Here is an 18545-nt window from a genome sequence, read left to right as displayed (position 1 = left end):
GGGATCAGCGGGTCAGCTCGCGCATGCCCCGCTCTAGCCCCTGCAGTGTCATTGGCACCATGCGGTCCTCGAAAATCTCGCGGATCATGCTGATGGAGTGGGTGTATTGCCACTGTGCTTCTGGCACCGGATTGATCCAGAGATTGTCGCGCCACTGATCGCGGGCGCGTTCCAGCCAGACCTGGCCGGGCTCTTGGTTCCAATGTTCATTGGCCCCACCTGCATAGGCGATTTCATAAGGGGACATGGAGGCGTCCCCGACAAAAATGCATTTGTAATCCGGCCCATAGGTGCGCAGCACCTCGTGGGTGGGCGTCTGGTCGTTCCAGCGGCGCTGGTTGTTGCGCCACACGCCTTCATAAAGGCAGTTGTGGAAGTAGTAATATTCCAGATGTTTGAACTCCGCACGGGCGGCGGAGAACAGCTCTTCCACGACCTTGATATGCGGATCCATCGAGCCGCCGACATCGAGAAACAGCAGTACTTTTACAGCGTTATGGCGTTCGGGGCGGGTTTTGACATCCAGATAGCCGTGCTCTGCGGTGGCGCGAATGGTGCCATTGAGATCAAGCTCGTCTGCCGCGCCTTCGCGTGCCCAGCGACGCAGGCGTTTGAGCGCCACCTTGATGTTGCGGGTGCCGAGCTCGACCGTGTCGTCAAAATTGCGGAACTCGCGCTTGTCCCAGACCTTCACCGCGCGGCGGTGGCGGCTTTCTTTCTGGCCGATGCGCACGCCCTCGGGGTTGTAGCCATAAGCGCCAAACGGGCTGGTGCCCGCAGTGCCGATCCATTTGTTGCCCCCCTGATGGCGGCCTTCTTGTTCTTTCAGGCGCTCCTGCAGCGTCTCCATCAGCTTGTCAAAGCCACCCATGGCCTCGATCTCGGCCATTTCTTCGGCGCTGAGGTGTTTTTCGGCCATCTTGCGCAGCCATTCCTCGGGAATGTCCACAGCTTCCAGAACGGCCTCTGCGCTGATCTCTGCCAGGCCATCAAAGGTCATGGCAAAGGCCCGGTCAAATTTGTCGATGTTGCGCTCGTCTTTCACCATGATCGTGCGGGCCAGATAGTAGAAACTTTCCACATCATAGGTGGCGAGCCCGGCCTTTAATCCTTCTAGAAAGCCTAAAAACTCGCGCAGCGACACGGGCACGCGGGCAGTACGGAGATTTTCGAAGAAGGGAAGAAACATGTTTTTTTACAATGCCATACGGTGGATAGCTAAGGTTGCGAACAGGCCAAGCATAGCAAAAATCATCGCGTAAACAGCGCAATATTGCAAAATATCCAGCCGTTTGCCGCCACGTTTTTTGGCAATGGCACCGCCAAGCACTGCGCCCAAAAGCGCCCCAATAATCACGAACATCTTGTCTTATGATCCCCCTTTGATCGGGCTGAGCGTTGCAATTTCGCGCAGTTTTGCGCGCACGGCCCAATCCGGCCCAAATCCGTAGCGTGCCCACCCGAGACTGTCCAGACGCAGGTTGGCCGCATCTTCCAATTGGCCTTCCATGTCCAGAGCTTCGGCTTGAAGCAGCATGAGGGTAGACAGCAGTGCCGCGTTTTCAAATTCGGCGGCCGTGGTGAGCTGAGGGCTGATGATTTTGAGGGCCTCGCGGCTTTGGCCTGCGCTGATCGCGTAGGCAGAGAGCTGGGTGGCGACAAAGGCGCGGTGCGGGCCCAGACCATCGGTGCTGCGATAGGCGCGATCGGCTGCGCGGAATTCCGACAGGGCGGCGCTGATGTCTTGGGACTGCAACAGACGCCCGAGCGCGTAGTGGGAAAAGCCCAACCTGTGGTCGCGCCAGCCCTCAGATTGGGCAATCAAGAGCGCCTGGCGTGCCGCGACACGGCGACCGGCGGGTGTGGTTCCGGGACCAAGGGCGGTTTGCACCGCGTCAATCCAGCTGCGCGGTGTGGCGGGCAGGGGATTTGACGACAGCTGATCCCCGCGCGGATTGATCCGGCTCAAGATGGCGGGCAGACGATTGGCAACTTGATTGCGACTCATGCCGTTGGCGAGCATCGGATCATAAAATGCACGCAGTATGGTCATGTCAAAACCGGTCAGCACCGCATGGATGTTATCATCGTTAAAGACACTGTCCGGCAGGCGGTAAAGGTCATTGAGGGGACCGAGCGCTTGCGCCAATTCTTCGTGCAGGCAGTCGCGGGTTTCCTGTGGGCTGGTGTCATTGGGCAGGAAGATCGCGATTTTCTCGCGATTTTCCAGTAGGGCCCAGTTGGCCGCACCGCTGCGCCGCGCGCCGCGATATTGGCTGAGGGACGAAATATTGGGCACAACAAAGCAAGCCGCCTGTGGCAGCGCCTTGCGGATGTCTTTGCGGGATACGGCCTGAATGGTGATATTTGCGTTTGGCGTGTTGTTCAGGCTGATGTTGATGCGCGCTTCGGAGCGCAGGCGCGCGAGCAGAGCGCGCAGGTCGGTCATCATGCCGGGGGGCGGTGTGCCTGTGACACGTACAGTGATTGGGCCCTCAAACCGTGTCAGGCGCTCCAGTTTGCGCCCGCTTTCCAACTCAAATGTGAGGTCCAGGAAATCTCGCGCAATATCGCGGTTGGACCGCGCCGGAGCTTTGGGCCGTGGTGTGGCAAACCCCTTAACGGGCGGCAGCGTGGTGTCGGCCACTGCGGCGCGTGTAGAGGTGTTACTTTGGTTTAGCGGGGTGCAGGCCCCCAAAGCGAGCGCGCCCAAAACCGAAACGACAGGAAGAAAAAAACGAAACATCAGGGCCTTTGGTACTTAACAAATGGGGTGTGTTTGCCAACACGATCATACAGTTGCCGCGCCGTCGTGTTGAACTCTTGCGTCAGCCAATAGACATTTGGAGCCCCTTGGGCATCTGCCGCTTCATACACAGCTTCAATCAGTTTGCGCCCAACCCCTGTGCCGCGCACCTGTGGGTCGGCGTAGAGATCCTGAAGGTAGCAGACATTTTCCACACGCCAGGCATGGCGATGGAACAGGTAGTGGGTGAGGCCAACCAGGGCGCCGTCTTTTTCAGCCACAAGGCAGGAAAAATCCTGAGCGTCATCCCCCAGAAGCCGCTCAAATGTGGTGGCATAGACCTCATCTGAGACCGTGCTTTCATAAAAGGCGAGATAGGCTGTCCAGAGCCTGCGCCAGTCGGCTTGGTCAGAGCGTTCGAGCGGACGAATGCGCAAGTCGGTGGCTTGGGCTGTGATCATGGGCCTGGTTTGCTCCTTATGCGCTGCAGAATGCAGGATGCTGACTGACGCCTATGGTTCAGGTTACGCCAAGAACGGGGGCGTGGCGCAAAAAACTGTTGTGCGCCACGTTTTATTTGCCACCTATGGCATGCGATCCTCTGTTTTGCGGCAAATGCGCAGCGGTTGCTCAGCGGCCAGAGCGCGCCATGAAGGCGAGGCGTTCAAAAAGATGGACATCTTGCTCGTTTTTCAGAAGCGCCCCGTGCAGTTTTGGCAGCGCATTGGCGCCATCTCGCTTCAAGTCCTCTGGAGAGAGATCTTCGGCCAAAAGCAGCTTCAGCCAGTCAATCACTTCGGAGGTGGAAGGTTTTTTCTTCAGCCCGGCGGTGTCGCGGATTTCAAAGAACTGCGTGAGTGCGGTGGTTAGAAGCGCCTCTTTGATGCCCGGATGGTGCACTTCGACGATTTTTTTCAGTGTGTCCATATCCGGGAAGCGGATGTAATGGAAAAAGCAGCGACGCAGGAAGGCGTCGGGCAGTTCTTTTTCGTTGTTGGAGGTGATGATGATGATCGGGCGGTGTTTGGCGCTGACGGTTTCTCCGGTCTCGTAGACGTGGAACGCCATCTTGTCGAGTTCTTGGAGAAGGTCGTTTGGAAACTCGATGTCGGCCTTGTCAATCTCATCAATCAACAGCACAACTTTTTCATCACTCTCAAAGGCTTCCCAGAGTTTTCCGCGTTTGATGTAGTTGGAGATATCGTGGACGCGTGCATCTCCTAGTTGACTATCGCGAAGGCGAGACACGGCGTCATATTCGTAGAGACCCTGCTGTGCCTTGGTGGTGGATTTGACGTTCCACTCAATCATTTTCAGGCCAAGGCCGCGCGCCACTTGCAGCGCCAGTTCGGTCTTGCCTGTGCCCGGCTCGCCCTTGACCAACAAGGGGCGTTCAAGCGCCACCGCGGCGTTTACAGCCACTGTCAGATCGTCTGTGGCCACATAGTCTTTGGTGCCTGAAAACTGCATAAAATTTCTCCGCCCGTACATCAATTTTTCGCGGCAGCCTATCGTGAACATATTTTGTCCGCAATGTACCATTAACAGGTAGTGACATTCTCGCTCCAAGAGAGTATTTGCTGGCAATAGAGAAGGGGGTGGCATGTCTGACTTGAATAGCACCACGGACGTTGACCACGGTAAGGGAGCACAAATGAAAGCAGAAACTTTCCTGCCGGACGACTACCGTCCTGCAGAGGATGAGCCGTTCATGAATGACCGGCAAGTTGAGTACTTCCGTCGCAAACTGCTGAACTGGAAAGAGGAGCTTCTGGCAGGCAGCCGCGACACCATTGAAGGCCTACAAGACAGCACACGCAACATTCCTGATGTTGCAGACCGCGCCAGCGAAGAAACCGACCGCGCCCTAGAATTGCGCACCCGGGATCGCCAACGCAAACTCGTTCTGAAAATCGACAGCGCATTGCGCCGCATTGATGAAGGTGAATACGGCTACTGCGAAGTGACCGGAGAGCCGATTTCGCTGCGCCGTCTGGATGCGCGCCCAATTGCGACGATGAGCCTTGAAGCGCAAGAACGGCATGAACGCCGCGAAAAAGTACATCGCGACGACTGATTTTTTCAAATTGCTCAAAAAAACATCGCGCCGGGGCTTTTGCCTCGGCGTTTTTTTGTAGATATGGCGACGATGGATCTGAGTGAACAGAAAGTTTGCGTCATTGGCGCTGGTATCGGTGGACTGACAGCTGCGCTGGCTTTGCGGCAGCTGGGCGCACGGGTCTGTGTGCTGGAGCAGGCAGAGGCAATCAAGGAAGTGGGCGCCGGCCTGCAGGTCAGCCCCAATGGTTTGGCGGTTTTGCGTGGGCTTGGTCTGGCGAGCCATCTTGAGGCGCGCTCGGTGAAGGCACAGGCTGTTGAGTTGCGAGATTATGCCGCTGGACGGCTGGTTGCCCATCTTGATCTTGGATTGATCAAAGCGGGAACGCCTTATCATTTCGTGCATCGTGCGGATTTGATTGATCTGCTGGCACAGGCCGTGCGGGCGGCGGGGATCAAAATACTGTTGCTGCAGAACGTGGAGACAGTGCATCCAGGTCGCGGCGGTGAGCGGGCGCGGGTGGTGATGTCCAACGGCTCAGAAATGCGCGCCGATCTTGTTATTGGCGGGGATGGTCTGCATTCGCGGTTGCGGGGGGTGTTGAATGGCACGGTTGCGCCGTTTTTCACGCGACAGGTCGCCTGGCGGGCCATTGTCCCCAACACCATGCGCCATGGCAATTTGGTACAGGTCCATATGGGGCCGCATCGGCATTTGGTGAGCTACCCTTTGCGGGGTGGCACGATGGTCAATTTGGTTGCTGTGCAGGAGCAGGCAGGCTGGGCCGAAGAGGGCTGGCATCACACCGACGATCCGCAAAACCTGCGCCGTGTTTTTAACGATTTCGGAGGCGACGCGCGCGCGTTGCTTGGTGAAGTCACAGAGGTCAGCCGGTGGGGGCTGTTCCGTCACCCTGTCGCGCCGGTTTGGCATCAAGGAAACTGCGCCATTCTGGGTGATGCGGCGCATCCCACTTTGCCGTTTATGGCGCAGGGGGCTTCTATGGCGATGGAAGATGCCTGGGTCCTAAGAGATGCGCTTGAGCGCGCGGGCACCCTTTCTGAGGGGCTCGCGGCCTATCAAACGCGGCGAGAGGAGCGTGTCAAACGGGTGGTAGATGCCGCCAGCAAGAACGCCTGGAAGTATCACCTGGCCAATCCAGTCGTGCGCACGGCCGCGCATATGGGCATGCGATTGGCGACCACCTTTGCGCCCAAAAAACTGATGGGGCAGTTTGATTGGATTTACAGTCATGATGTGACGAAGCCATAGGCTTTTTACACAAGTCTGTTGCGTGCTTAATGGCGGTATCTTGCCCTATAAGTCGGATCTGAGCTGTTCGATGTACGCCGGAATTTCGCGTGCAGTCACATCGGCCTGGCGCACGAGATTGTCAAAATGCTCTGTAAACGAGGTCACGCGCTCGGTGTCTCGGAACGCAAGATAGTTGCGCCCGAGATAGAGGACGGCAAGCAAGGGCCCAAAAACAGTGATCGGGCTGGAGTAAAGGCGGCGCGCGTCGAAAAGATAGAGGCGCATGCGCGGATAGAGTTGCGCAGACAGGGTCGCGAAGTGATCAAGTTGTCGTGCGCGTGTTTCTGTGGGAAGGCCACGATAGTAGCCCTCGCCGCGGGCAAAAGATTCCATGTCGTGCCGCGGAAGCGCGATTTCATAGTCTGATTGGGCCGCACGCATCAGGTTCAGCCGGTCACGGGATGCGTTGATCGCTTGTTCCGTGGTGCGGCCAAGATGCGGGGAGTACTCCCAACTCAGCATGTCGTCGGTTTTGAGCATGTCAGGCAATGCTGCGGGCACATGGCGAATTTTGTAGCCAGCGGCCTCCTGATGCCATGCAAAAATCTGTTCATCCACAAGGGCACGGGGCGCTTTGGTGACCGTGAGGGCGTTTGCCAGAATATCGGCGGTGTTTTCCGGGCGATCTGTGAGCGAAAGGAGCCAATCAGCCGACACTCCGAGTGCAGCCGCGCATTCGCCCACAACCTGCGCATTTGGCAATCGGGCGCCGTCGTCATTGAGCAATTGGCTGATGGTGGAGCGATCCACGCCGATGGCACGCGCGAGCGCTGCCTGTGACATCGCGCTGGTCTGCATGGCGGTGGCAAGCCGTTGGCGGAAGCGGTTGGCGCGGAGACGTTTGTCGATATTTTCGATCATAAGTTGATTAATATCACCAATGACGATTTTTGTTAATCATATTCGGAATTATGAAACGCAGCGCCTCAGGATAAGTGTCCGTTATGCTCACGAAAGCGTGAGGGACGACCAGAAGGATATGAGGCATGGCAACAGAAACCCCGAAACGCTCAATTGTGAAAGCAGTGATCTGGAACGTGATTGGCTTGGCTTCAATGGCATTGGTTGGGCTTTTGGCAACGGGATCATTGGCGTTGGGGGGCAAGCTTGCGTTGATCAACACCGGGGTCGGGCTGTGCTGTTACGTCATCTACGAACGCGTCTGGGCGCGGGTCCACTGGGGGCGCCTGTAGCGGGAGTGGGTGCGGTTAGGGGACAGCTTGGGCGTGACAAGCGCATCTAAGCCGTGCATCTAGGGCGGCATGGAACTTTGGATCATTGCCTCTCTCGCCGCCGCTGCGTTTCAGACCGTTCGGTTCATGCTGCAGAAACACCTCGCGCAGGTGAAACTTTCCGCGGCTGGAGCGACTTTTGCGCGGTTTGTCTATTCGGCGCCGATTGCAGGTGCGATTTTGGCAACGCTGGTGGCTTTGGGCCAAATACAGCTGCCAAAGCTGGCGTTGCCGTTCTGGGGCTATGGCATTGTTGGCGGAGCGGCGCAGATCACGGCGACGGTGTGCACCGTGATGTTGTTTGGGCGACGCAACTTTGCCGTTGGCATGGCGTTTATCAAAACCGAAGTGCTGTTGACCGTGTTGATCGGCATTCTGGTGCTGGGGGAGGCGGTTTCACCTCTGGGGATGCTGGCGATTTCGATTGGCGTCGCGGGGGTATTGGTGCTGTCAGGCCCGATTGAGGCAAATCAGCAAGGCTGGCGACGGATGCTGAGTCCTTCGGCGGCGCTTGGGCTGCTTGCAGGGGCTTTGTTTGGCGTTTCGGCTGTTTGTTACCGTGGGGCGTCACTTGAGGTGCCGCTTGAGGCGCCGATGCAACGCGCCTTGGTGACCTTGGCAGCGGTGACAACGATGCAGATGGTCGGGATGTGGCTGTGGCTAAAGTTGCGTGAGCCGGGCGAAGTCCGCAGGGTGCTGAGTGCATGGCGGACTGCCGGGTTCATTGGCTTGACCAGCATGGCTGGCACGTTCTGCTGGTTCACGGCCTTCACGCTGCAAAACGCAGCTTATGTAAAGACAGTGGGGCAGATCGAGCTGGTGTTTGGCATTCTGGGCACGGTGCTGATTTTCCGCGAAACCATCAGCAAGCGTGAATATTTTGGTATGGCGCTTTTGGCGGCTTCGATTGTTGGTCTGATTCTGCTCGCCTGATTTAGCGATCCTGTGCGCGGCCGTGCAGTTGCATGAACAGGCTGGCCTCGTCGTTGTTCTTAAAGAAAGGCACAGAGGTCGGGGGATTGCGATCTGTCACGCGCGCCTCGATTTCGGCGAGCACCACTTCGGTGATGAAAGGCAGATCAAACGCGCGTACCTCGCTGAGCGGAATCCACTGAAGATGGGACAGCTCTTCGCAGGCGGCGGAGAAATCATCCAGATCTGTGGCAATCTCATCTGCGTCCAACAGAAAGAAGCGCGCATCAAATCGGCGTGGACGGCCCGGCGGTGTGATCGCGCGGAAGACAAATTGCAGCGCTTGGGCGGTGGGGATGTGGCCGGTGGCGGCGAAGCTTTCCCAATCCGGTGCCGGGGGGGCGGACCAGACATTCTTTTGACCGAGGATCAGGCCGGTTTCTTCCCAGAGTTCGCGGATTGCCGCGACACATAGGCTGTGGGTCAAATCCTGCGCGCTGTCCTGGCGCAGTCGGGTGGCACAAAATTCTGAGATCGGCGTTGCCAATGCGATGTCGGCGTCGCCAGCATCAACAGCGCCGCCTGGAAACACCACTTTATTTGGCATGAAGGCGGCTTTGGCCCCGCGCTGTCCCATGAGGATGCGCGGGTTTGTGTCGCGATCACGCAGCACAATCACTGTCGCGGCATTCCGGATGGCGGTTTTGTCTTCGGTCACTGGCGGATGCTCCCCTCATGCATCAAGGGATCTGAGCCGGATGTTTAGAATCCGTGCATGCGTCGCGCCCATTGAAACGCAACAACTGCCCCCTTCAATCTTGGCAGAAGGTAGAGGGACAGCGCCACCGAGCCAACCGCAAAAATTGTAAACAGGATCAGAGGTTCCGGGCGCCAATGCACAAATACCACATGCAGCAATGGCGCCATCAAGTGGCCCACAATCAGAATGGTAAGATAGGCGGGGCCATCATCGGCGCGATGGTGATGGAACTCTTGTTTGCACACCGGGCAATGATCGCGCACCTTGAGATAGCCTTTCAGAATGGGGCCATCGCCGCAATTTGGGCATTTCCGCCGAAAGCCGCGCAGCAGAGCTGGCTTTAAGGGTCTGTCTTCCAGTGCCGCTGTTGTTTCACTCATCACATGTCCTCGCGTTCGATCCGCCCAAAATGAGGTGCGTTGCGCGCAGATTAAAGAGGGCAAAGTGCCTTGCGGCGCGATGTCGCAAAGCGCGCTGTTTCAAGGGCGCAAAAAAACGTGAGACCCTAGCGACGGAAACCTGCGGGTGGTGCGTTCTATCAGCACCAAACAGGCAATGAGCCAGCTTGGACGGAGCCGAAAAGGAGTGACCAAGATGAAGAGCAAATTGATGATCAGCGCAGTTGTGATTGCAGCCCTGGGCGTGACCGCCGTGGGGGCCTCTGCCAAAGAAGGTGGCAAACATCGCCATCACCGGGGCCACCATATGCCTGCGTTTGAGCAGTTGGATACCAACGGCGACGGTGTGGTCACGCGCGCAGAGCTGGAAGCTCAGGCACAGGCGCGTTTTGATGGGTTGGATGCCAATGATGATGATCTGATCTCGCGCGATGAGCTGCGGGCGCAGGCAGAGGCTGCGGGCCAGGATCGCAAGCTCAAGGGGCTGGACCGGATGTTTGATCGCATGGATGCCAATGGCGATGGCCAGCTGTCTGCCGAAGAAATGAAGCCCAAAGAAGATCGTATCGGCAAAATGCTGGAGCGTTTGGACAGCGATGGTGATGGTCAGATCAGCAAGGCAGAATATGACGCGATGAAAGACAAACGCGCCGCGCGTAAGGCTGAGCGCAAGGCAAAGATGTTCAAGGCGCTCGATACCGATGGTGACGGCAGCATCAGCAAAGCAGAATGGGATGCGGCCAAAGAGGCGCGTGGTGGCATGAAGAAAGGCGTTCCTGCGACAGAAGAAAACTGATCCGGTAACGGCCTGCTGCGCAAGGTGTCATTCAGGCAATTGCGCAGCATTGGCGGAGCGGTTAGCCCTTGAGACAATGACGATGCCATACGATCAACAGGATGAAATGCCCGATGATGCTTTGTTGGTGCTCTATGCCAATGGAGATGGGGCAGCTGCGCGCATTTTGACACTGCGGCTGACCCCGCGTGCCTTTGCGCAGGCGTTTCGCATGTTGAGTGACAGAGCTGAGGCCGAGGATGTGGCGCAAGAGGCGATGATCCGTCTTTTCAGGCAAGCGCCTGAGTGGCGGCAAGGGGAGGCCAAAGTCACGACGTGGCTTTATCGCGTTGTGGCCAACCTGTGTACCGATCGGCTGCGCAAGACACGTGGTGTGGCGCTCGATGCGGTGCCAGAGCCGGAGGACGAAGCGAAATCGGCGGCACAGCAGATGCAGGATCAGGCGCGCAACGATGCCCTGCAGTGCGCCCTGAACACTTTGCCAGAACGTCAACGTATGGCAGTGGTGTTGCGCCACATAGAAGGGTTGGGCAATCCTGAAATTGCCGACATCATGGAGATCAGCGTGGAGGCAGTGGAAAGCCTGACTTCGCGCGGCAAACGAACGCTGGCCAAGGCATTGGCCAGCCAGCGCGAGGCACTGGGGTATACCGATGGCTGATAAGTTTGACGATGACATGTTTGATGATGCAGCGCTGGAGGATCTGTTTGCCTCTGCCAAGAGTGATGCGCGCATGGATCCATCCGCAGAGCTTTTGGCGCGTGTGCTTGAAAGCGCGGAGACACTTCAGGCTGAGCAGCGGGGCACACAACAGAGTGCCGATGTGGCGCCGCGTGCAGAAGGAGGCTTGTTCCGTGCTGTATTGCAGGCGCTGGGCGGATGGCCGTCTGTCAGTGGTGTTGCAATTGCCGGCGCGGCGGGCGTGTGGATTGGCGTGTCTTCAGGAACCGCCTTGATGCAGAACACTTTGGGGCTCGATCTTTATGGCCAGAACGCACAAACATACCTCTCTGATTTGGACGTGAGCTACGCCCTGTCGCTGGGCGTGGAGGAAGAATGATGACTCAAGACACCGGTGCACCTGAAACCCCGAACGTGGGTTCGCCAAAATCCCGAAAACGCCTTGTCGGGCGGGTTTTGTTGATTGGATCTCTCACACTGAATGTTGTGATCGTCGGTCTGGTTGTCGGTGCTGTATTCAGCTTCAAAAAGCACGACGGGCCATCGCCGGTTGGTGACCGATTTACCGCGCCGTTTGTGCGGGCGCTGAGCCATGAGGACAAACGCGAAGTCGGGCGTGAGATCCGTCGCGGTTTTCGGTCGGCCTCCGTGGATCGACGGGCGGATGATGTGCTGTATCTTGACGTGCTGGATCTGCTGCGCGAGACCCCGTTTAATGCGCCTGCGATGAAGGCGACGATGGAGACGCTGGATCAGACGGGCATTAATCGCCGCGAGATCGCGCGCGAGAGCTATCTGAAACGTATTTCCAGCATGAGTGATGCGGAGCGCGCAGCCTATGCAGATCGGCTGGAAGAGGAGCTGAAGCGCGGCCACAAAGGTGGACATCGCGATGGCAAATCAAAGAAAAAGCACAAGTCAGAGTGATCAGGAGAGGCGTATAGCCCTAGGAAATCGCCCGCCTTGACGTGCTTGATGCGCCTGATAGCTTGCGTGAAAGTTAAGCAGAACGGGCGCAGTGTGATGAAATTACGATTTGTTTTTGCTGTCGGCCTTGGTGTTGTCAGCATCGGGTCTCCGGCGTTGGCACAAAGCAAATACGATGTGTTTGTTGGACAGTATATGGCCGCAGCGCATGTGGTTACCAATTGCGACGAATTTACCGTTTCCAGCGCGCAAGAGGCGGGCACGATTGCCAAGACGCAAGAGGGTTTGCGGCGGCAAAAGGTCCTAAAGTCGCTCTTTTATGGCAAGACGGCATGGCTAAATGCTCAAGGCGATTCAACGCTTTCAGAACGAGGTGTCGACCCCAAAAACACCAAGAAAATATGTCGGTTCGGGCGCGCGGTGGTGGGTACGGATGACGCGATTGGGCGTTTTCTAGGCAAAAAATAATAGAGTTTGCGGTCAAGCTGCGGGGCAGCTGAGAGTGACTTTGTCACGTCCTTCAGCTTTGGCGCCATAGAGGGCCTGATCGGCGCGATCGATCAGTGCGGAGGCGATGCCATCATTTGCGGCAACGCGTAGGTGTGACGTGGGCGCCGCATCACTGGAGGCCTTGATCAGATCACTGCCGAGAGCCACGCCAATGCTGACGGTGACCGGAATTTGGATATCTCTGCCGCGCAGGTAGACGGGCTCAGAGCGCACCACATCACACAGACGTTGGGCGATTTGCTCTGCTGCGGCCACATCCTCTACAGGGACAACGATCATGAACTCTTCGCCGCCCATGCGCGCAATCAAATCCGCTTGTGACAGGCAACGGCGCATCCGGCGGGCAATTTCAGCCAGCACGATGTCGCCCGCTGCATGACCAAACCGGTCATTGACGTCCTTGAAGTGATCGAGATCGGCCAGCATCACCGCAAAATCGCCTCTTTGAGTGTGCGCACGCTGAGCGAGTTTGTTCAGGTGCGGCATCGCATAGCGGCGATTGAACAGGCCGGTGAGCGGGTCGGTTACTGCTGCGGTCAACCCGTCTTCCACGCGCTTGCGCAGACGATCGGTCAGACGTTTGCGCGCAATCATTGCGGCCAGGCGCAGGCTGGCCTCTTCTGCGTCAAAACCATCAATCAGAACGTCATTGGCGCCGAGATCAAGCGCGTTGATCCGTGCCGCATCGTCCTCTGCATCCAGCACAACCAAAACGGCCGCCTGCCGTGTTGCGGCCCGCGCCCGCACTTCTGCCAACAGGCGCAGTGACTCGTCTGGCGTGGCGGTGCGTAATGAGATGACGATTGCGTCCGGAGGCGCAAAGAGTGACATGTTCTGCATGATTTGAGCCACTGGCTGATGGCGCACACCGTATGGCACTTCGTGTTGCAGTTGCGCACTCCACAACAGCCCTTCGGCAGCGTTCCAGGACGCAAGCAAAACCTGTGCGGGGCCGTCAAAACCAGCAAAGGACTCCGCCAGCCCGGGAATCTGACTTGTCTGCTCGCGCAGGCGCAATTCTTCGTAAGAGCTGCGCGCGCGGATGATGCTGCGAATGCGCGCAAGCAGGGCATCCGTGCTGACGGACATATCAAATGCGTCATCCGCCCCGGCTCTGAGCGCCTCAATGCGATCCGTGCGCGTGCCTTCTGTATTTGCGATCAAGATTGGAAGATGGGCAAAGGCTGGGTCTTCTTTCACCAGCTTGCATAGCTTCAGCGCAGACATGTCTACAAGATCTCCGCCCAGTACCAATAGGTCTGGTGTTTCTGCGTGAAGCAGATCCAAAGCTTCCCCTGCGCTGGCGGATTGCTCAACATGAGCAAAGGCGCCAGTCAGTTTGACTTTCAACAAGATACGGTTCGCCGAGATACTGTCGACGATCAAGACACGAGCTGCCATAAGAAAACCTGAAAACTGTGGAAACGGGACGCGTTCATAATGGCTTATCATTGGTTAACAAACCCTTTCGAAAGTCTGGGCAAATGAGACTTTCTCAAGAAGTGGCGGAAACCGTTGCAATTAAGGCTTTGGGTTGGTTGGTGACCCAAGATGAGGTGGTTGGCGTCTTTATGGGGGCTACGGGTGCCTCTGTTGAAGACCTGAGAGCGCGGGCGGGTGATTCTGATTTCCTCGGCTCGGTGCTGGAGTTCTTAACAATGGATGACGCTTGGGTGGTTTCATTTTGTGATGCCAATGAGCTCGCCTATGACGTGCCTCTGATGGCTGCCAATATGCTTTTGGGTGAGGCGCGGGCGCATTGGACCTAGGTGTTTTGTTTTCCTTGCACGCTTGTGGCCGGCGGGGCAGGGTGCGTGCGACATGGGGCGGGCCCCAATGACTTCAGCAAAGGCGAGATGATGCGGGTAGACGGGCTATTGTTTGATAAAGACGGCACGCTGTTTGATTTTGGCGCAACCTGGAACGGGTGGGCTGCGCAAATGATCACGGGGTTTGCCGAAGGAGACGATGGTCTGGCCGCGCGCATTGCGGAGGCCTTGCAGTTTGATCTGAGCGCTGGTGTTTTTCTACCAGAGAGCTTTGTGATTGCGGGCACCAATCGCGAGGCGGCTGAGGCCGTCGCCAGCGTTGTGCCGCAGAGCGATGTGGATGCGATTGAACGCACCTTGATGCTGGCGGCGGCGGAAGCCTCGTTGGCACCGGCGGTGCCTCTGGCGCCTTTGATGGATGGATTTATCGCGCAGGGGCTCAAAATCGGCGTGATGACGAACGACACGGAATATGGCGCGCGGGCCCATTTGCAAGAGGCCGGGGTTGTGGACCGGTTTCACTTCATTGCGGGGTTTGACAGTGGCTTTGGCGCCAAGCCTGATCCGGATCCGCTTTTGGCGTTTGCGCAACATGTCTCTCTTGATCCGGCGCGTATCGCGATGGTGGGAGACAGCAGCCATGATTTGCTGGCCGGGCGCCGGGCAGGCATGCAGACGGTCGCGGTTTTGACGGGGGTTGCAGGGGAAGCTGAGCTTGCACCTTTGGCGGATGTCGTGCTGCCCAATATTGGTCATTTGCCGGAGTGGTTGCGCGGCTGATCTCAGCCGGGACCATCGGATTACTCCGTCTGATACCCCCGTGCCGTTTGCGCTCGGGGGTATTTTTATGCGCTAAAACCAGCCTGAGCATGGAAGTTACGTGCTAAAAGCGACGTATTATGTCGAAAATGCGCAGTATGATGCTGGAAGGAGGCGTTTTCTGGTGAGACAGCGAGGAGGGGCGTCATGTCAGTGTCATCAGAAACTTCCCGGAGAGCCAAACGGAGTGGAGGCCGCGCAGCCCGCAGAGGGCGCACATTGGGGCTGGAGCAGATGTCGTGGCGGTTGCCTGTGAACACCGACAGACCGACAGAGCCATTGACCGAGGAGAGTGTTGCGCGGCTGCATGATGGTGCGATGCGCATTCTGGAAGAGATTGGCATTCAGTTCTTTCACGCCGAGGCGCGCAAGATCTTGAAAGAAGCGGGCTGTCGTGTGGTTGAAGATCGCATCTTTATGGATCGCACGTTTGTCATGGAGATGGTCAGCAAAGCGCCTTCAAGCTGGACCTTGACCCCGCGCAACCCGGACCGCCAGTTGACCATGGGGAAGGGCCATATTCTGTTTGGCAATGTTTCCAGCCCGCCAAATTATTGGGATCTGGCACTGGGGCGGAAGGTTCCGGGCACGCGTGCGCAATGTGCAGACCTTCTGCGGCTGTCGCAGTTTTTCAACTGTATCCACTTCATTGGCGGCTACCCTGTTGAGCCGCAGGACATTCACGCTTCCATTCGCCATCTGGATGTCCTGTATGACACGCTGACCCTGACAGATAAGGTTGTGCACACCTATTCGTTGGGTAAAGAGCGTGTGGAAGACGCGATGGAAATGGTGCGAATCGCGGCGGGGCTGTCTGAAGAAGCTTTCGACGCGCGACCGCATATCTTTACCAATATCAATTCCACTTCGCCGCTTAAACATGATGAACCGATGATTGATGGCTGGATGCGGCTGGCGCGGCGCAATCAGGCGCTGGTGGTGACGCCGTTCACGCTTGCAGGGGCCATGGCCCCGGTGACACTGGCCGGCGCGGTGGCGCAGTCGTTGGCTGAGGCCCTAAGCGCTGTGGCACTCGCACAATATATCCGTCCCGGTGTTGCCTGTGCGATTGGCACGTTTACCTCGAATGTTGATATGAAGTCTGGAGCCCCTGCCTTTGGGACACCGGAATATATGCGTGCGACACAAATGACGGGGCAAATGGCGCGATTTTATGGGCTGCCGATGCGCGCGAGCGGGGTCTGCGCGGCGAATGTGCCAGATGGCCAAGCCATGTGGGAGACCTCCAACAGTTTGTGGAGTGCTGTGCAGTCCGGCACGAATATGGTGTATCACGGCGCGGGCTGGCTTGAGGGAGGGCTGATCGCAAGTCCGGAGAAATTTGTCATGGATTGCGAGGTGATCCAGATGATCCAGCGCTATTTGGAGCCGGAGGTCTGGGCAACTGGGGATGACGAAATCGCGCTTGATGCCATTCGATCGGTGGGCTCGGACGGACACTTTTTTGGGATCGATCACACACAAGATCGCTATACGACAGCGTTCTATCAGCCCATTGCATCTGACTGGCGCAACTTTGAGGCTTTTGAGGCCGCAGGCGGTGTCTGGACTGCTGAGCGTGCCCATCACATTGCCAAAGAGGCCCTTGTTCAATATGAGGCGCCGCCGATGGACCCCGCCATCCACGAAGAGCTGGCGGCCTTTGTGGCGCGGCGCAAAGAAGAAGGCGGCGCACCAACCGATTTCTGAGCAGTGTGGGCGAAGTTTTGCGCATCTTGCGGTCAGTTCAAGGTCACGGTTTCAAGACATTGTTTTTTATCACCAACCGGCTATAGAAAACACCATAAGTGATACTGGAGGTGAGCATGCACACGCAGGAAAGCTACGCGGCTGCGGGGCGTGCAGAGATGGCGATTGTTGGCGGTTTGGCCGGTGTGTCCGTCTGGGCGTTGATCGAAAAAGCGCATGAGGTTGTCAGCCATCCGCTGGCCTATTTGGTGCTGACTGGATTTGTCTCTGGTTTTTTTGCTGTTTTGCTTGGATTGAGCGGACCACATCGCATCGGGCGTGCAGCGTTGCCGGCGCTTGGGCTGTCAGCTGTGGCCGCGGCGTTGCTGACATGGTGCGGTCTGCGGTTTGACACGCTTGAGGCATTTGCCGCTGCCCAGCACCCAATTGTGGCTTGGGCGCTTTTTCTGATGATTGGAACGCCGTTTGTTGGGGCCACGCTTCGCGACCGTCACAGCCTGCGGGACTATGGCCATCTCTTTGATGTGAGTTGGGGCATATTGGTGCGCTACTCGGCAGCGTGGCTGTTTGTGGCTTTGATCTGGGCGGTTGTGTTTCTGAGTGATGCGCTGTTGCAAATTGTTGGTCTTACCCTGATTGCGGATCTTCTTGACGTTGAGGGGGCCGCATTTGTGGTATCGGGCGTTGGCTTGGGGCTTGGCCTTTCAGTTGTACATGAGCTGCGCGACTACATTTCGCCCTTCCTGATCATGCGCCTGCTGCGGCTTTTGGTGCCCGTGATATTGGGGGTGGTGCTGATCTTTGTCGGTGCTACGATCTTGCAGGCTCCGGGGGAAATGTTTGGCAATCTGAGCCAGGCGACCACGCTCTTGGGGGTGGCGGTTGGCATGATCACCTTGATCAGCGTTGCGTTGGATCGCAGTGATCTGGATGCGGTGCAGAATGTCTGGATGCGGGCGGCAACGGCTGCTTTGGCGCTTTTGTTGCCTGTGTTGACCGGTTTGGCGGCCTTTGCGCTGTGGGTGCGGGTTGGGCAGTATGGCTGGACGCCTGCGCGCTTGGCGACGGCCTGTATGGTGCTGGTCGTGGGGACACATGCGGTTTGCTATGCGACCTCTGTTTTGCTGCGCGGCGATTGGATGGGGCGCATTCGTCAAGCCAATATCAAGATCGCCGTTGGCATGCTCATTTTGTTGGCGCTTTGGCAGACTCCGGTGCTGCAGGCGGAGCGTATTTCGACCCAGTCGCAGACTGCGCGTATTCTTTCGGGTGCTGTTGCGCCAGAGGATGCCGCGCTGTGGGAAATGCACACGGAATGGGGGCATGCTGGGCGTGCCGGGCTGGCCGCGTTGAGCGCGGATTTTGCGACAGATAACCCCGCATGGCAAGAAGCGATCGCGGCGGTGCAAAATCCGGAGGAACATCTGGATATCGCAAGACAATTGCATGGGCGCGCGCGCCTGGAGCCTGCGGAAAGACTGGCACAGCTGATGACGATGCTTCCTGCGGGCGAAGGCATTGACGCGCAGGCGTTCCGCAACATGCCACTGTATCGCCTTCAGGATTGGGTCGATATTTGTGAACGAGCACAAGATCCCGGTTGTGTTTTGGTTTTCGGCGATTTCGTTCCGTCCCAAAAAGAAAGAATGGGTTTTGTCTTTTTGCCCTTGAATGCGCGGCAGGTTGATGTGTTTAGCGTGCGTGAGTTTGGTGAAATGCTCTTTATAGGTGCAAAAACCATCGGTTCAGATGGGGATCAGGTGACCGTTGCGCAACTGAGGGATATACTGGCGGGTGACTATGAGGTTGCGCCCAGCAGCCACCGCTCGCTTTGGATTGGGGCCATGGAACTTGTGCCCGACCTGTGAGGGCGTTGGGGAAATCTTAACATCGGTCTGCTCTTATGGGCAC

At 57.4% G+C, this 18545-nt stretch carries 22 protein-coding genes; 13 read left to right on the top strand and 9 right to left on the bottom strand.

Features of this window, described 5'->3' with window-relative positions; translation table 11 throughout:
- Positions 1-4 precede the first annotated feature (4 nt).
- From J7413_RS03655 to J7413_RS03635, 5 genes are all read right to left on the bottom strand, one after another.
- Positions 5-1189, bottom strand: a complete 1185-nt coding sequence (locus tag J7413_RS03655; protein ID WP_209096489.1) for a VWA domain-containing protein — start codon at positions 1187-1189, stop codon at positions 5-7.
- Between the two features lie 6 nt (positions 1190-1195).
- Positions 1196-1363: a hypothetical protein gene (locus J7413_RS03650; RefSeq protein ID WP_209096488.1), complete on the bottom strand. Its 168-nt coding sequence runs from the start codon at positions 1361-1363 to the stop codon at positions 1196-1198.
- Between the two features lie 6 nt (positions 1364-1369).
- Positions 1370-2746: a DUF2927 domain-containing protein gene (locus J7413_RS03645; RefSeq protein ID WP_209096487.1), complete on the bottom strand. Its 1377-nt coding sequence runs from the start codon at positions 2744-2746 to the stop codon at positions 1370-1372.
- The gene (locus tag J7413_RS03640; RefSeq protein WP_209096486.1) at positions 2746-3207 is read right to left on the bottom strand and encodes a GNAT family N-acetyltransferase; all 462 of its coding nucleotides are present in this window, start codon (positions 3205-3207) and stop codon (positions 2746-2748) included. Before J7413_RS03640 ends, J7413_RS03645 begins: the two co-directional genes overlap by 1 nt.
- A 169-nt stretch (positions 3208-3376) precedes the next feature.
- A complete protein-coding gene (locus J7413_RS03635) occupies positions 3377-4216 on the bottom strand; it encodes a MoxR family ATPase (RefSeq protein WP_209096485.1) in 840 nt (279 codons plus the stop codon).
- 184 nt (positions 4217-4400) lie between these two features.
- On the opposite strand from J7413_RS03635, the gene dksA reads away from it, so the two are divergent.
- Together dksA and J7413_RS03625 are read left to right on the top strand one after the other, a co-directional pair.
- Positions 4401-4823 carry an RNA polymerase-binding protein DksA gene (dksA, locus tag J7413_RS03630; RefSeq protein ID WP_209096484.1) on the top strand — a complete coding sequence of 141 codons (423 nt, stop codon included), beginning with the start codon at positions 4401-4403 and terminating at the stop codon, positions 4821-4823.
- 72 nt (positions 4824-4895) lie between these two features.
- Positions 4896-6077 carry an FAD-dependent monooxygenase gene (locus J7413_RS03625; RefSeq protein WP_209096483.1) on the top strand — a complete coding sequence of 394 codons (1182 nt, stop codon included), beginning with the start codon at positions 4896-4898 and terminating at the stop codon, positions 6075-6077.
- Positions 6078-6122: 45 nt separating this feature from the next.
- Here the strand turns inward: J7413_RS03625 and J7413_RS03620 are convergent, their stop codons facing one another.
- Positions 6123-6980, bottom strand: coding sequence for a helix-turn-helix transcriptional regulator (locus J7413_RS03620; RefSeq protein WP_209096481.1), 858 nt, complete (start codon positions 6978-6980; stop codon positions 6123-6125).
- 125 nt (positions 6981-7105) lie between these two features.
- On the opposite strand from J7413_RS03620, the gene J7413_RS03615 reads away from it, so the two are divergent.
- Both J7413_RS03615 and J7413_RS03610 read left to right on the top strand, forming a co-directional pair.
- A complete protein-coding gene (locus J7413_RS03615) occupies positions 7106-7312 on the top strand; it encodes a DUF2061 domain-containing protein (RefSeq protein ID WP_209096479.1) in 207 nt (68 codons plus the stop codon).
- 69 nt (positions 7313-7381) lie between these two features.
- On the top strand, positions 7382-8284 hold the full coding sequence (locus J7413_RS03610; protein WP_209096477.1) for a DMT family transporter: 903 nt from the start codon (positions 7382-7384) through the stop codon (positions 8282-8284).
- Between the two features lies 1 nt (position 8285).
- Here the strand turns inward: J7413_RS03610 and J7413_RS03605 are convergent, their stop codons facing one another.
- Both J7413_RS03605 and J7413_RS03600 read right to left on the bottom strand, forming a co-directional pair.
- Positions 8286-8981: an NUDIX hydrolase gene (locus tag J7413_RS03605; RefSeq protein WP_209096475.1), complete on the bottom strand. Its 696-nt coding sequence runs from the start codon at positions 8979-8981 to the stop codon at positions 8286-8288.
- 44 nt (positions 8982-9025) lie between these two features.
- On the bottom strand, positions 9026-9403 hold the full coding sequence (locus J7413_RS03600; RefSeq protein WP_209096473.1) for a DUF983 domain-containing protein: 378 nt from the start codon (positions 9401-9403) through the stop codon (positions 9026-9028).
- 214 nt (positions 9404-9617) lie between these two features.
- On the opposite strand from J7413_RS03600, the gene J7413_RS03595 reads away from it, so the two are divergent.
- From J7413_RS03595 to J7413_RS03575, 5 genes are all read left to right on the top strand, one after another.
- A complete protein-coding gene (locus tag J7413_RS03595; protein ID WP_209096471.1) occupies positions 9618-10217 on the top strand; it encodes an EF-hand domain-containing protein in 600 nt (199 codons plus the stop codon).
- Between the two features lie 76 nt (positions 10218-10293).
- Complete coding sequence (locus J7413_RS03590) at positions 10294-10878, top strand: RNA polymerase sigma factor (RefSeq protein ID WP_209096469.1); 585 nt, start codon at positions 10294-10296, stop codon at positions 10876-10878.
- Positions 10871-11278 (top strand): hypothetical protein, encoded by a 408-nt coding sequence (locus J7413_RS03585; RefSeq protein ID WP_209096467.1) that lies wholly within the window; start codon positions 10871-10873, stop codon positions 11276-11278. Before J7413_RS03590 ends, J7413_RS03585 begins: the two co-directional genes overlap by 8 nt.
- Positions 11275-11826, top strand: coding sequence for a periplasmic heavy metal sensor (locus J7413_RS03580; protein ID WP_209096465.1), 552 nt, complete (start codon positions 11275-11277; stop codon positions 11824-11826). Before J7413_RS03585 ends, J7413_RS03580 begins: the two co-directional genes overlap by 4 nt.
- A gap of 96 nt (positions 11827-11922) precedes the next feature.
- A complete protein-coding gene (locus J7413_RS03575) occupies positions 11923-12294 on the top strand; it encodes a DUF5333 family protein (RefSeq protein ID WP_209096463.1) in 372 nt (123 codons plus the stop codon).
- A 12-nt stretch (positions 12295-12306) separates the two neighbouring features.
- Here the strand turns inward: J7413_RS03575 and J7413_RS03570 are convergent, their stop codons facing one another.
- Positions 12307-13737: a diguanylate cyclase gene (locus tag J7413_RS03570; RefSeq protein ID WP_209096461.1), complete on the bottom strand. Its 1431-nt coding sequence runs from the start codon at positions 13735-13737 to the stop codon at positions 12307-12309.
- Positions 13738-13820: 83 nt separating this feature from the next.
- Between J7413_RS03570 and J7413_RS03565 the strand changes: the two genes are divergently transcribed.
- The 4 genes from J7413_RS03565 (at position 13821) to J7413_RS03550 (ending at position 18502) form a co-directional block, all read left to right on the top strand.
- On the top strand, positions 13821-14105 hold the full coding sequence (locus J7413_RS03565) for a DUF3572 domain-containing protein (protein ID WP_209096459.1): 285 nt from the start codon (positions 13821-13823) through the stop codon (positions 14103-14105).
- A gap of 90 nt (positions 14106-14195) precedes the next feature.
- Positions 14196-14885 carry an HAD family hydrolase gene (locus J7413_RS03560; protein ID WP_209096749.1) on the top strand — a complete coding sequence of 230 codons (690 nt, stop codon included), beginning with the start codon at positions 14196-14198 and terminating at the stop codon, positions 14883-14885.
- A gap of 186 nt (positions 14886-15071) precedes the next feature.
- Positions 15072-16634: a trimethylamine methyltransferase family protein gene (locus J7413_RS03555; protein ID WP_209096456.1), complete on the top strand. Its 1563-nt coding sequence runs from the start codon at positions 15072-15074 to the stop codon at positions 16632-16634.
- A gap of 116 nt (positions 16635-16750) precedes the next feature.
- Complete coding sequence (locus tag J7413_RS03550; protein WP_209096454.1) at positions 16751-18502, top strand: DUF4153 domain-containing protein; 1752 nt, start codon at positions 16751-16753, stop codon at positions 18500-18502.
- Positions 18503-18545 lie beyond the last annotated feature (43 nt).

Origin of the sequence: Shimia sp. R10_1 (assembly GCF_017744095.1) — a bacterium.
Taxonomy (GTDB): Bacteria; Pseudomonadota; Alphaproteobacteria; order Rhodobacterales; family Rhodobacteraceae; genus Shimia.
The sequence above is the reverse complement of the archived record's forward strand: the minus strand, read 5'-3'. Positions and strand labels throughout refer to the sequence as shown.